Source organism: Streptomyces sp. NPDC107528 (assembly GCF_055639295.1).
The window spans coordinates 415888-429238 of the sequence record NZ_JBVKAV010000003.1 but is presented as its reverse complement, the minus strand read 5'-3'; the positions used below and the strand labels follow the sequence as shown (position 1 = coordinate 429238).

General features: G+C 72.9%; 11 protein-coding genes. 8 read left to right on the top strand and 3 right to left on the bottom strand.

Features of this window, described 5'->3' with window-relative positions; all coding sequences use genetic code 11:
• The first annotated feature begins 16 nt into the window (after nucleotides 1-16).
• The 3 genes from ACZ7L5_RS11725 (at nucleotide 17) to ACZ7L5_RS11715 (ending at nucleotide 3035) form a co-directional block, all read left to right on the top strand.
• Complete coding sequence (locus ACZ7L5_RS11725; protein ID WP_471516457.1) at nucleotides 17-1168, top strand: LLM class flavin-dependent oxidoreductase; 1152 nt, start codon at nucleotides 17-19, stop codon at nucleotides 1166-1168.
• A gap of 150 nt (nucleotides 1169-1318) precedes the next feature.
• Nucleotides 1319-2524 carry an acyl-CoA dehydrogenase family protein gene (locus tag ACZ7L5_RS11720; protein ID WP_471516456.1) on the top strand — a complete coding sequence of 402 codons (1206 nt, stop codon included), beginning with the start codon at nucleotides 1319-1321 and terminating at the stop codon, nucleotides 2522-2524.
• A 52-nt stretch (nucleotides 2525-2576) separates the two neighbouring features.
• Nucleotides 2577-3035 (top strand): RrF2 family transcriptional regulator, encoded by a 459-nt coding sequence (locus tag ACZ7L5_RS11715; protein WP_328877811.1) that lies wholly within the window; start codon nucleotides 2577-2579, stop codon nucleotides 3033-3035.
• A gap of 33 nt (nucleotides 3036-3068) precedes the next feature.
• On the opposite strand, the gene ACZ7L5_RS11710 is transcribed toward ACZ7L5_RS11715, so the two are convergent.
• Nucleotides 3069-3809 (bottom strand): class I SAM-dependent DNA methyltransferase, encoded by a 741-nt coding sequence (locus ACZ7L5_RS11710; RefSeq protein WP_471516455.1) that lies wholly within the window; start codon nucleotides 3807-3809, stop codon nucleotides 3069-3071.
• 190 nt (nucleotides 3810-3999) lie between these two features.
• Here ACZ7L5_RS11710 and ACZ7L5_RS11705 point away from each other — a divergent pair, with 190 nt between their 5' ends.
• The 4 genes from ACZ7L5_RS11705 to ACZ7L5_RS11690 all read left to right on the top strand — a co-directional run bounded on the left by ACZ7L5_RS11705 (nucleotide 4000) and on the right by ACZ7L5_RS11690 (nucleotide 7278).
• Nucleotides 4000-5592: an FAD-binding oxidoreductase gene (locus ACZ7L5_RS11705; RefSeq protein WP_471516454.1), complete on the top strand. Its 1593-nt coding sequence runs from the start codon at nucleotides 4000-4002 to the stop codon at nucleotides 5590-5592.
• Nucleotides 5593-5684: 92 nt separating this feature from the next.
• Complete coding sequence (locus ACZ7L5_RS11700) at nucleotides 5685-5783, top strand: putative leader peptide (protein ID WP_328877807.1); 99 nt, start codon at nucleotides 5685-5687, stop codon at nucleotides 5781-5783.
• A gap of 67 nt (nucleotides 5784-5850) precedes the next feature.
• Nucleotides 5851-6747, top strand: a complete 897-nt coding sequence (locus ACZ7L5_RS11695; protein WP_471516453.1) for a glutathione S-transferase C-terminal domain-containing protein — start codon at nucleotides 5851-5853, stop codon at nucleotides 6745-6747.
• A 234-nt stretch (nucleotides 6748-6981) separates the two neighbouring features.
• Nucleotides 6982-7278, top strand: a complete 297-nt coding sequence (locus ACZ7L5_RS11690; RefSeq protein ID WP_471516452.1) for a LysE family translocator — start codon at nucleotides 6982-6984, stop codon at nucleotides 7276-7278.
• A 163-nt stretch (nucleotides 7279-7441) separates the two neighbouring features.
• Here the strand turns inward: ACZ7L5_RS11690 and absR1 are convergent, their stop codons facing one another.
• Nucleotides 7442-8527, bottom strand: coding sequence for a beta-glucuronidase AbsR1 (absR1, locus tag ACZ7L5_RS11685; RefSeq protein WP_471516451.1), 1086 nt, complete (start codon nucleotides 8525-8527; stop codon nucleotides 7442-7444).
• Between the two features lie 94 nt (nucleotides 8528-8621).
• On the opposite strand from absR1, the gene ACZ7L5_RS11680 reads away from it, so the two are divergent.
• Entirely contained in the window at nucleotides 8622-10574 is a 1953-nt protein-coding gene (locus tag ACZ7L5_RS11680; RefSeq protein ID WP_471516450.1) for a LuxR C-terminal-related transcriptional regulator, read from the top strand.
• Between the two features lie 72 nt (nucleotides 10575-10646).
• On the opposite strand, the gene ACZ7L5_RS11675 is transcribed toward ACZ7L5_RS11680, so the two are convergent.
• On the bottom strand, nucleotides 10647-13214 hold the full coding sequence (locus ACZ7L5_RS11675) for a CHAT domain-containing protein (RefSeq protein ID WP_471516749.1): 2568 nt from the start codon (nucleotides 13212-13214) through the stop codon (nucleotides 10647-10649).
• Between the last annotated feature and the right edge of the window lie 137 nt (nucleotides 13215-13351).

Sequence of the window (13351 nt, the reverse complement as noted above, 5' to 3'; positions counted from 1 at the left end):
CCGATCGGAGCCCCGCGTGTCCCTGACCTTCCACTGGTTCCTGCCCACCAACGGCGACAGCCGCCACGTCGTCGGCGGCGGCCACGGCACCCCCGCGACGGCATCCGGCCGGGACCGGCCGCCGACGGTCGCCTACCTCAGCCAGATCGCCCGCGCGGCAGAGGATCTGGGCTTCGTCGGCGCGCTCACCCCCACCGGCGCCTGGTGCGAGGACGCCTGGCTCACCACCGCCATGGTCAGCCGGCACACTGAGCGCCTGAAGTTCCTGGTCGCGTTCCGGCCCGGCTTCGTCTCGCCGACCCTCGCGGCGCAGATGGCGGCCACCTTCCAGCGCCAGTCCGGCGGACGGCTCCTGCTGAACGTCGTCACGGGCGGCGAGACCCACGAGCAGCGCGCCTACGGCGACTTCCTCGACAAGGACGACCGGTACCGCCGTACCGGTGAATTCCTGCAGATCGTGCGGGAGTTGTGGGAGGGCAAGACCGTCGACCTGGTCGGCGAGCACCTCCAGGTCGAGGACGCGAGGCTGGCCCGGGTGCCCGACCCGGTCCCCGAGGTGTACTTCGGCGGCTCCTCACCGATCGCCGGGGAGATCGCCGCCCGGCACGTCGACGTCTACCTCACCTGGGGAGAGCCGCCGGCCGCCGTCGCCGAGAAGATCGCCTGGATCCGGGCGCTGGCCGAGAAGGAGGGCCGCGGCGTCCGCTTCGGCATCCGTCTGCACGTCATCACCCGGGACACCGCCGGGCAGGCGTGGGCGGAGGCCGGGCGGCTGCTGGCCGGATTCGACACGGAGACCGTGCGGGCCGTACAGGCCGGCCTCGCCCGCAGCGAGTCCGAGGGACAGCGGCGCATGCTCGCCCTGCACGGCGGCGGCAGTGACGACCTGGAGATCTACCCGAACCTGTGGGCCGGTATCGGGCTGGTGCGTGGCGGGGCGGGCACCGCGCTCGTCGGCAGTCACGACGAGGTCGCCGAGCGGATCGCCGAGTACCACCGGCTGGGCATCGACGAGTTCGTGCTCTCCGGCTATCCGCACCTGGAGGAGGCGTACTCGTTCGGCGAGGGCGTGTTGCCGCGACTGGAGGCGCAAGGGCTGTGGAGCCACCCGTTCCGCAGCGCGACGGCACCTCGCCCCGAGGCTCAGATCCCCTTCGCTGAGCGGTAATCGGCCACGAGGGGCATATATTCCCTAGATTTCCTATCGAATTACTAGGGAAGTGTTGACCCTGGTCGGTGGAGCGAGTGAGGATGACGCTGACCCGGTCGGCCGGGCAGCCAGACACCGCGTTCTCTTCGGCCATGAAGGAAGTCCGCCATGACAACCGAAACAGGAACGAGGTGTGTCGACTGGCTGCACACGGCCCGTGAGCTGGCGGACGACCTCGCCACGGACGCGGTCGAGCGCGAGCAGGCCGGCAAGCCACCCCTCGACGAGGTCGCCCGGCTGCGCGAATCGGGCATGCTCACGCTGCTCGTACCGGCCGAACGCGGCGGAGGCGGCGCGGACTGGCGCACCGCCTACACCGTCGTCCGGACCATCGCCGCTGCCGACGGGGCCATCGGCCACCTGTTGGGCAGCCACTACTTCCTGTCCTTCTGCGTCCGGTTCTTCGCCGGCCCCGACCGCGCCGCGCGGATCGAGCGGGCCTTCACGGCGGGGGAGTGGTACTGGGGCGGCGGTATCGCCTCGCAGGAACCGCCGCTCATGCTGACCCCCACGGCCAACGGCTATCTGCTGGACGGCCATCAGCGGTACGGCTCCGGAGTCGGGGTCGCCGACCGGCTGGTGGTCCGCGCCGCCGTGCCCGGCATCGGCGAGCCCCTCGCCGTCCTGGTCGACCCCGCGCACCCGGGCCTCGTGAGCGGCAGCGGCGGCGACACCTTCGGCCGGCGGCTGGCAGCCGCCGGCGATGTCGGGTTCGACGCCGTGCCGGTCGTGGCCGACGACGTGCTCGGCTCCCTCTCCTCCGACGAGGGCGCTCTGTCACCCTTCGCCGGCCTCGCCGCACCGACCGCACGGCTGGTCTCCGCCCACTTCTGCCTCGGCGTCGCCGAGGGGCTGCTCGGCGAAGTCCGCGAGCACGGACGGGCGGTGCGGTCCCCCTGGCAGCCGTTCTCCCCGCAACCCTGGCCGGGGCACCCGCCACAGGACCCGTACGTGCTGACGGCCTTCGGTGAGCTCGCCGTTGGCGCACGTGCCGCCTCGGCCCTCGCGGACCAGGCGGTGGACGCCCTGAACCGCGGTCTGGCGCGGGGCGAGGACCTCGACGACGAGGAGTGCGCGGAGATCGCCGTCCTCGCGAGCGCTGCCGAGGCCGCCGCCTCCCGGGCCGCGCAGGAGATCACCGCCCGGGCCCTGGACGCCGTCGGCGCGCCCGCCGCCTTCGCCCGGCACGGCCTGGACCGCTTCTGGCGCGACACCCGCACGCACACCCTGCGTGAGCCGATCGCCCACAGACTGCGCGAGGTCGGGGACTACTTCCTCAACGGGGCGCACCCGCCGTTCAGCCTTCCCGCCTGACCCGACGGGTCGGCCGGTGGGGACGAGCGCGGCAGTGATGGATAATCTCAGCATGCGGATCTCGGCGAGGGCGGACTATGCGGTGCGGGCGGCGTTGGAGCTGGCCGCGGCCGGTGACGACACCTCGCTCAAGGCCGAAGCGATCGCGGCGGCCCAGGGCATCCCGCACAAGTTCCTGGAGGGCATCCTCGGGGACCTGCGTCGCGGCGGACTCGTGGTCAGTCAGCGCGGCGGCAAAGGCGGCTACCGGCTCGCCCGTCCGGCCGACTCGATCCCCATCGCGGACGTGATCCGCGTGGCCGACGGCCCCCTGGTCTCGGTGCGCGGCGTACGCCCGCCGGACCTCTCCTACATCGGCCCCGCGGAGTCCCTGCTGCCGCTGTGGATCGCCGTACGCGCGAACGTCCGCAAGATCCTCGGCGAGGTCACTCTGGCCCACGTGGCAGCGGCCAAGCTGCCTGACGACGTCCTGAGCCTCGCGGACGACCCCGATGCCTGGACGAACCCCTGACCGGCGTCCCACAGCTCGTCGGCGGCGCTCGCATCAGTCAGCCGGCTTCTCCCACACCGACACATGCTTGCCGCTCTCGCTCGTGAACGGCTCGCGCGTCCAGTTCTCCCACCGGTCGCGCAGCCGCAGACCGGCGAGCCGGGCCATCAGGTCCAGCTCGGCCGGCCAGACGTACCGGAACGGGATGGACCAGTGCTCGGCACGGCCGTCCACGATGGTGACGTAGTTGGAGCTCATCGCCTGAGTGGCGACGTCGTAGGTGTCGAACGCCCACTGGGTGTCGCTGATGTGGAACGGTACGGCGCTCTGCCCGGGCGGCAGCCTGCGCAGAGCGGGCATGCCCACCTCCACCACGAAGCAGCCACCGGGCCGCAGATGGGCGGCGGCGTTGCGGAAGCAGTCGACCTGGGCGTCCTGGGTCGTCAGATTGCCGATCGTGTTGAACACGAGGTAGGCGAGCGCGAACTCGCCCGCCACCCGCGTCGTCGCGAAGTCCCCGATCGTCACCTCGACGGCGTCACCGCCGGGCTTCGCACGCAGCCGGTCCACCATGGCGCGGGACAGGTCGATGCCGTGCACCGGGACCCCGCGGCCGGCGAGCGGCAGCGCGATCCGGCCGGTGCCGATGCCGAGTTCGAGCGCCGGGCCGTCGCCGGCGAGTCCGGCCAGCAGGTCGACCGCGGGGCTCACCACGTCGGCGCGGAACATGTCCGCCACTGACGTGTCGTAGGTGGCCGCGATGTTCTCTCCGAAGTAGCCGTCTTCATCGATCACACCGGGACGGTACTGCCGACCGCCGTCGCGAGGCACGTGAATTTCGCCGTCGGCCGTCGCTCGATCGGGGTGCTGGCACCACCGTGAACCGGGGGGCTGGGACGACTGCCCTCGGCACCTTCACCGCCTAGCTTCGTGGCAGGAGGAAGCCAGGAATTCCAAGGGACTTGGGGGAGCGGTCATGGGGGCAATGAGCAGGAGGAACGTGCTGCGCGGCGGCCTGGTCGCCACGACGGCGGGGGTCGTGGCGCCCGGGACGGTCGCGGGAGCGGTCGCGGCTGCGGACGAGGTGTCCTGCCCCCCGCCGCCCGGACCGGCGATGGTCGGGCAAGGTGATCCGCGGTACCGGTCCCTGGCGTCCCGGGGGTACAACCGACGGTTCGTGGGCGAGCCGGAGCACGTCTGGGTGGTCGGTACGACCGCGCACGTCGTCCGGGCCGTGCAGCAGGCGGTCGACAGCGGCCGCCGGATCACGGTCCGCAGCGGCGGCCACGGGTTCGAGAACTTCGTCGCCGACCCGGCCGTGGAGGTGGTCGTCGACATGTCCGCCATGACAGGTGTCTCCTACGACCCCGGCCGCCGAGCCTTCGCCGTCGAGGCCGGCGCCCTGCTGGGTGAGGTGTACCGGAGGCTGTATCTGGGCTGGGGAGTGACGGTTCCGGCCGGCTGGTGTGCCGACGTGGGCGTCGGCGGCCATGTCCTGGGCGGTGGCTACGGTCCGCTGTCCCGGCTGATGGGGCTGTCCGTCGATCACCTCCACGCGGTCGAGGTGGTCGTCGTGGACCGGGCGGGCAGGGCACGCAGTGTGGTGGCCACCCGCGAACTCTCCGATCCCCACCGGGACTTGTGGTGGGCGCACACCGGCGGCGGACCCGGCACCTTCGGCATCGTCACCCGCTACTGGTTCCGCACCCCCGGCGCCGCCGGCGACGACCCGTCCGGCCTGCTGCCCGCGCCGCCGTCGAGCGTGCTGAGCTTCTCGGTCACCTGGGACTGGCGGAAGCTGGACAGGACGTCCTTCGCCCGGCTGGTCCGCAACCACGGGGAGTGGGCCGAGAAGCACAGCGCCCCGGACTCGCCGTACCTCGCCCTCTACAGCGAACTCGCGCTCACCCGCCGCCCGTCGGGGACGGTCCTCATGATCGGGCAGGTGGCAGCGGACTCCGGCGCCGAGCGGATGCTGGACGAGCACCTCGCCGCGATCAACCGGGGCGTGCCGGTCCAGCCCGTGCGCAGCGTCCGGAACCAGGCCCGGTTGGCAGCCGCCCTGGCCGGCTCGCCGGGCGACCCCGGCCCCCTCTACCGGCTGAAGGTCAAGTCCGGCTACCTGCGCCGCCGTTTCAGCGACCGGCAGATCGACGCCCTGCACCACCACCTCACCCGCTCCGACTACGACCACCCGGCCGGCAGCGTGAGCCTCTACACCCACGGCGGCAAGGTCAACGCCGTGGCGCCGGACGCGACCGCGACCCCCCACCGCGACGCGATCATCAAGATGTTCTTCGTCAACGGATGGGAGGACGCCCGGGACGACGCCCGGCACATCGGCTGGCTGCGCGAGCTGTACGAGGACCTGTACGCCGACACCGGCGGCGCCCCGGCGGCGGCCGACGGCGCATTCATCAACTACCCGGACACCGACCTCGCCGACCCCGCCCGGAACACCGGCGCTCCCTGGCAGACTCTGTACTTCGGCGACAACCACCGCAGCCTCCAGCGCGTCAAGGCGAAGTGGGACCCCCGCGACGTCTTCCGCCACGCCCTGTCGGTACGCGCGGCGTGAACGTGACTGCTCAATCCGCGGACGCCGTCTTGACGTGGGCCGCGCGCGGACCGACACTCTCATCAGGTTGCCTAGTGAATTGGTAGGGAAGCATGGGGCGTCCTGAGTCGGTCACCGGTCGAGTGAGCCGTACGCCCCTTCTCACATCCCGCCGTCACATCGACCTGCTCCGCGTCTGCAGCGCGATCTGACCCCCTGAGCCGAGCCTCCACGTCGCTTCCGTACGTGTACGTCCACACGCCTGCCCCGGGGAGAGTCATGTCCGTCACACCGCTGGCCGCCCATCCGTCCGCACCGGCCGCTCCCGCCTTCCGGGGCCGGATCGGCCGGGACGAGCGCAGCGGCCACTACGCCGTGCCGCGTCGCTACCGCCTCCACCTGACGACCGCCTGTGCGGACGGCCTGCGCATCGCCGTCGCCCACAGCCTGCTGGGCCTCGACGACGTGTGTCCGGCGACCTTCCTGCCCGCGATTCCCGACTGCACCGACGGCGGGCACGCAGCGCTGCGTCCGCTGTACGACGCCAGCGTCCACCGGTACGCCGGACCGGCCCTCGCGCCGGTCCTCAGCGACGACTGGTCCGGGCGCATCGTGAGCACACACGCCCCCGACATCACCCGCGACCTCGCCCGGCGCTTCGGCGGCTGTCACCTGGAGCTGTACCCGTGCGGCGCGGAGTCGGAGATCGAGGCAGTCGAGCGGATGTGCGCGCAGGACATCGAGGAGGCCGCACAGGCCGCGGGGGCGGCCGGCGCCGAGCGGGCGGAGCGTGACGAGGCGCTCGGGACGCTGCTGCGTGCGCTGGGCGCGCTGGACCGGTGGCTGGACGGGCGCGCATACCTGATTCGCGATCAGATCACGGCCGCCGACGTCGAGTTGTGGGTCACCCTCGTCCAACTCGACACCGTGCACCGGCACCACCTGGACGCCGCAGCGGTGCAGCGCGTCGCCGCGCACGCCACCCTGTGGGCCTACGCCCGCCGGCTCGCCGCGCACCCGGCCTTCGGCGCCCATCTCGACCTCGACGCCATCTCCCGCCGCCACCACGCCCGTTGCCGGGGCCTGGAGGACGCCGGAGCGGCCGTCCAGATCCTGGACTGGGCGGCCCACGCGGTAGCCGGAACCGGGGCGCGAGCGCAGTTCGAGCGGCAGTGAGCCGGTCCGCGCAGTGGACCGCCGTTGACATCCTTTCGGGCAACTGTCCTGATTCCACGCGGACCGGGTGCGGTCGTACGAACTGCTGGCGCGGGAGTGGCGTCGTAGGTGAATCGGCCGGCCCGGCGTGCGGGAGACCGCCGGCGGTGCTTCCCCTGGTTGCCACCCCCCCAGAGCCAGCCTGGTTCTTCTGGTCCAGCACGTCACCGCCAACGGCCGCCGCCTCGCCCGTCAGTGCGGTCGGACTCCGTCCACGCCCAACCCCTGCTCGCCAACGTCCTCAACCCGAAGGCGGCCTCCATCTACTTGACCCTCGTTCCCCAGTTCATCGAAGCCGATGACTCCTTCGACGGTCAGATCCTTACACCGGCCACCGCCCACGCGTTGCTGATGACGCTCTGGCTCCTCGCCTGGACCGTGCTCATCCGGCGTGCCTCACGCACCCTGCAGAAACCCCGCTTCAAACGCACGGCCGCCAAGATCACGGCCGTGGTGTTTCTCGCCCTCGGCATGCGAACCGCCGCAACGTAGGCAGCGGCCCCCTGAGTGCAGGGTGAGGTCAGCCCGTGCGCAAGCTGTGCCCAGACGTCGGCGTGGGCGGGACGTCACCCTCCCCCGAAGGTGGCGTCCCGCCCACTTCCCCGGCGCCGGACTGTGGACTCTCACGTCCGAGCGCGTCAGCCGATCCGTGCCGTCACCAGCACATGACCGCTGTCTCTCCCGAACCCCAGCTGGAGTAGAGGCGCACTCTGACGTGATAGCGGCGGCCCTTGACGAGGCGGGCCCTGACGGTGGCGTTGTCCGGGGTGCCGCCGTCGTCCTGGGCGGTGAGGTACCGGGGTTCGCCGTCCCGTTCCTCGAAGACCACGACGACGGTGTCGCTGTCGCCGAAGGTGCCCACCGTGTACTCGCGGGTCTCCGGCGGCTCGACGACGAAGTCGGCCTGCTCCGCCGGACCCAGCCGCAGCGGCACCGAACGGAACGGCACCAGCTCCCGCGGCCCCGGCGTCTCGGCCGGCGGGTACCAGCGCTGGACGAACTCCCTGTCGGCCTTGGACAGCACACCCGGCGGGTTCAGACCCGCGCGGAACTGCTCCGGCTCCAGGATGAGCCCGGCCGAGAAGGGATACTCCATGATCGAGTGCGGATCCCAGGCGGAGCCGTTGACCTCGTTCGGATCGAGCTTGCGCAGGATGTTGAAGAACGTCCGGTCCCGGCTCCAGAAGTTCGGCGGGCCCGCCAGATCCGCGTACACGGCCTCGTCGTCCCAGTGGATGCCGGCGAACGGGCTCTGGTGCTCGTGCAGCATGCCGAGCGCGTGCCCGATCTCGTGCAGGGCCGTTCCGCGTTCCCCGGGCACGGTCAGGTCCCAGCCGAAGTTCATGGTGCGTTCGTTGAGGCCGACCCGGAGCGAGTCCTTGCCCACGGTCGACCAGGAGCCGTCGCCGAGCTGGAACCCGATGCGCAGCTCGGCCTCCGACCGGTCGCCCACCTCCACGAACGACAGCCCGATGCCGAGGCCCTGCCACTCCTCGAAGCACTCGCGCACGACGTCCTGCTGCTCCTTGCTGCCGACCCACGACACGCGCCGGGTCTCGCCGGTCTCCGGATCGGGGATCACGGACCCGTCCGAGTCCCGGTCGAAGAAGCAGTAGTGCAGCACGGTGCCGTTGACCCACATCCGGCGTCCGCCGATGAGCGCACTGAGCCGCTCGGCGGCCAGCCCCGGGGCGAAGGCGGGGGCCGACTGCTGCGCGAGGGAGCAGTAGCGAGCGGTCATGCGGACAGCCTGCCGTCGGCCCGCCCCGGGCGCCTGAGTCGAGGGCTACTCAAGTACCCCTGTATCAAGGGCGAGTCACCGCGCTCCTATTGCCGTGACGAACTTCGAACGTGACGCGAAGACCCTGGAGTTGCCCTGGTCGTTCACCGGCCGGGAGGACGAGATCGAGCTGGTGCGGGGCTCCTTGACCGCCGGCCGCCAGGGCCTCGTGATCACCGGTCCGGCGGGCTGCGGCAAGACCCGCCTCGTCACCGAGGCCGTCCGCGGCACCGAATGCGCCCGGGTGGCCGGCACTCCCGGGACGCGCCGGATCCGCTTCGCCGCGTTCGCGCACCTCGTACCGGAGTCGGCCTCCCTGCACGGGGCCTTCCAGCACCTGTCCGGCGTACGGCTGCTCCTGGTCGACGACGCGCACCTGCTCGACGACGCCTCCGCCGCCCTCGTCCACCAGTTGGCGGTGCACGGACGCACCCGTCTCCTGGTCGTCACCACCGACGGCGCCCCGGTCCCGGGCGCGGTCTCCCGGCTGTGGACCGGCGAACTCCTGCCCCGCCTCACCCTGGAGCCGCTGCCCCGCGAGGAGACCGCCCAGCTGCTGGCGGCCGGAACCGCGGTCGGCGGCGGTGGCCTCGAACCCCTCACCGTGAACCGGCTGCACCGCCTGTGCCGGGGGGACCTGCGGCTGCTGCGCGCCCTGGTGGGCGCGGTGCGCGAGCGCAAACTGCTCAGCCGGGTCGCCGACTCGGGCCCGGACTCGGACTCCGACGAGTGGGCGTGGCGCGGCCCGGTGCCGGTCACCGCTACGGTGCGCGAGCACACCGGACAGATCCTCGACCGTGCCTGCTCCGAAGAGCGCGAGATCCTCGAACGCCTGGCCTTCGCCGAGCCGTTGCCCCTGGATCTGGAACCGGCTCCAGAAACGAGTCCGGAACAAAGTCCGGAACAAGGTCCGGAACAGGGGCGGGAACAGGGCTCGGAGCCGTACCGACTCGATCTTCGCGCCCTCGAACGCCTGGAGGCCGACTCCCTGGTCCACGTCGACGACCGGGGCGCGGTCCGCCTCGCCCACCCCCTGCACGGCCCGGTGCTGCGGGCCGCGGTCGGCCGGCTGCGGGCGAGGCGGCTGTCCAGTACGCCGGATCGGTGCCGGCCCGCCCTCGACGCCGAGCAGGCCGCACTGACCGACGCCATCGAACGAGCTGACGTACGGGCGCTGCCGACGCCGGTGGGGGAATGGCTGGTCGCGGAGGGCGTACCGGTGCCGTCCGGGTACGCGGCCGTGCGCGCCGGGTTCGCGCGGTTGCGCGGCGAGTTGCGTGAGGCGGCGGCATGGGCGCGGGAGGGCCTGCTCGACGGCCGTGACGATCCGTCCTGCCGTCTCGAACTCGCCCTCGCCGCGGCCCAGTCGGGCGATCCGACGGCCGCGCACAAGATCCTGGGTGGCCGCCCCCACGGGGGTGGGGCGGTCATCCGGCCGACAGCGGCCCGCGGCCACGCCGACGGGACCGTCGAGGCGAGGGGCGGCGACCTCGACGGGAGTGTCCAGGCACTCTCCGGCGATGCGTACGACGCCGTCCGCCTCGGCGACCCGGAGCGCGCCGCGGGCCGCCTGACCGGCGTCTTCGCCGAGCACGCCGCCGCGCTCGACCGTGGCGACGGCCCCGCCCTTGACCGAGTGGCCCAGGAGCTGGAGCAGCGCGGCTTCCTGCTGTTCGCGGCCGAGGCGCACGCCCATGCCGTACGGGCCCACCGCGACCCGCGTGCCGCCCGCACCGCACGCACGCGTGCCGTCGCCCTGGTCCGCCGCTGCCAGGGCGCCCGCACCCCGGCCCTGTCCGGCCTGGTCCTCGGCGAACTGACCACCCGGCAGCGGCAGATCGTCACCCTCGCCGCAACCGGCCTGAGCAACCGCCAGATCGCCGAGAAACTGACGCTCTCCGTCCGCACGGTCGGCAACCACCTGTACAGCGCCTACGCCCGCCTCGGCGCCAGCGACCGAGGCGCCCTGCCATGGCTGGTGGAACTACCGGACGCGCAGCCGGCGTAAGGCAGTTGTTCAGGAGGGAGTTGTTCGGGCCGTACCGGGATCACGCTGTATCGGGATCAGGCCAAAGCCGGATCAGGCCGCTCCGAAGGCCGAGAACGCCCACCCCGTCGCCTGATGCAGCGCGTCCCCCGGCAGGGCCGCCCGCGCGTCGCGCAGCGCCTCCGCCAGGGAGAGCCCCTGGCTCAGCCCCTTGTGCAGGGCGAGCATCAGCGGCACCACCGCGGCGTCGTTGACCGGCGCGCTGCTCGCCACCACGCCCGCCGTGCCCAGCGGCAGCAGGGCGGTGACCAGGCCGAGCAGTTCGTCGGCGCCGACGGAGGCGAAGCGGGCGGTGTCGCAGCAGGACAGGATGATCCGGTACGGGCTGCGGTCCAGGCGCTCGAAGTCATGGACGATGAGCGGACCGTCGGCCATCCGCAGGTCGGAGAAGAGCGGGCTGTCCGCACGGAACGTGCCGTGCGCCGCGATGTGCGCCAGCTCGGCCCCGTCGAGCTCTTCGAGGACACGCGGTACGCGCGCGTCCGCGTACTCCAGGACGACCGATCCGCCGTACCGGCCGGCCAGGTGCGGCACCTCCGCGCCACCGGTCGCCAGTCCCGGACCGCGTACCAGCACATGCCGGCCGGCGGGCGGCGGTTCGGTCTCCCGGGCGCGCAGCCAACTGCTCGCCGACGGCGACACGCTGAGCACCCGCTCCCGCAGCGACGGCAGCAGCGCCCACGGCACACGGTGCAGCCTGGCCGGCGGCACGACCACCACGGGGCCGTCGCCCAGATGGGCCGCGGCCGGCCCGAGCAGCAGCTCCTCCAGATGCCGTCCGGCAGCCTCCACCACCGGAAGCCGCCCCTCCGCACCCGGGTGGGCCAGCCGCCGCAGCCCGGCCTGGACGTGCTCGGCCTCCCTCTCCGCCTCGGCCAGGAGCCCGGCCTCGTACCGACGTACCCGACCCTGCCCGCACAGCAGCACCTGAACGCGCCCGTCCAGCACGGCGAGTTCGACCAGCCGTACGTCGTCGCCCAGCCGCTCCAGCAGCCGGACCGGGTCGAAGCGGTGGCCGTCGCCGGGGGTGTCGCCGCGCATGTGAAGGGTCCGGGAGCGTATCTCCCGCTCCAGACGCCGCTGTTCGCGCTCCAGTGCCGGCACGGGACGCGCCTCCATGCGGGCGGCCTCCGCGCGGGCCGCGATCTCCCGGAACGCAGTGAGGTTGCTCTGCAGCTCCGGGTCCGCCGGCGGCCGGGTCGGTGGGGTGGACAGGGCGGTGGCCCGCCAGCGCTCGCTCCACACCAGCAGCCGGCGTGGACTGCCGGAGTCGAGGCTGGCCTGCTGGGCCAGCGCGGCCAGCTCCGCGCCCTGCTCGGTGGCGCGGGCACGCAACTCCGAGGCGCCCAGCGTCATCCGGTGCGCATCGAGCACGTCCAGGCCCCGCCGGCAGGCCTCCAGGACGCCGCGCCCCGACCCGGCCGCCCGGGCCCGCAGCGCCTGCGCCGCCCAACCCGTCATCCGCGCCAGCGGCGGCCCGCTGTGCCTGCTGCGGGCGGCCACCGCCAAATGCTGCTCGGCGTCGGCCCGCCAGCCCAGGCCGAGCGCGATCCGGCCGGCGAGCAGCGAGGCCTCCGGCGCGGCCGGCGCGCCGAACGACGCCAGCCGTTCGGCGACCGCCGCCGTGTCGGCCACCAGCCGCCCCGAACTGCGCCCGGCGGCCACCCGTGCCTCTATCAGCACCAGCCGGGCATGCGTCTCCCACCAGCCGCGGCGCTGCCCCGCGAACAGCCGTACGGCCATGTCGGCGCGCGCGATCGCGGTGTGCGCCTGGCCCGCCAGCCGGGCGGCGCGCGCGGCGGCCAGCAGGAGCTCGGCCTTGCGGGTGGACTGACCGCCGATGCCGTCGAGCACGGCGATCGCCGCGTCGGCCTCGGTCAGCGCCTCCCGGGCCAGGCCGGCGGCCATGAGCACCTCGCAGCGGCGGATGTTGAGCATGAAGGTCGGCGTGCCGAGCTTGGCGTACCGCTCCTCGGCCTCGTCGAGCAGCCGCAGCGCGGCCGGGATGTCGCCCGCCCGGAACGCCGCGAGACCCCGGCTCTCCACCGCGTCGGCCTTGTCGTGCTCCTGGCCCGTGGTGTCCCACAGTGCCTCGGCCGCGGTGAAGTCGGCATCCGCCCGGTCCACCGCGCCGACCGCCAGATGCACGGTCGCACGCAGGGTCAGCGCCCGCGCCGTCCAGATGACGTCCTCCATCTGCCGCAGCACGGGTATCGCCTTGCGCACGTCATCCAACGCCTCCCGGTGATGGCCCAGCACCCAGCGGGCGTAGGCCCGGCGGAACAGCACGCGCGCGCGTGTGTGCCCGCTGCCGCGCACGACGCCGCGCTCCAGCGCGGCCAGCCCCTGCTGAGTGCGCCCCGCGTGCACCAGCGCGACCCCGAGCGCGGCCAGGACGTCCGCCTCCCGGTCGGCCGACTCCGCGCGCGCCGCGAGGTCCCGGGCACGCCGCAGGTGGTACAGGGCGATGCGCATGTCGCCCCAGTCCCGCTGCCAGATGCCGATCACCTGGTGGGCGACGGAGGCGTGCAACGGCGTCGGATCGGCGTCGAGCACCCCTTCCGCCCTCGCCAGGGCGTCGTTGGGGGCGGCGAACACCATCGGCAGCAGTTCGAGAACCGATTCGCTTCCCGCTGTCACTCCACGGATGGTAGTTGCCCCAGGACCGTGCCACACAGGTTTGGCGCTGTATCAATCAGTGACCGCACGGCTCTGATTGACGACCGTCGCCTCAGTGG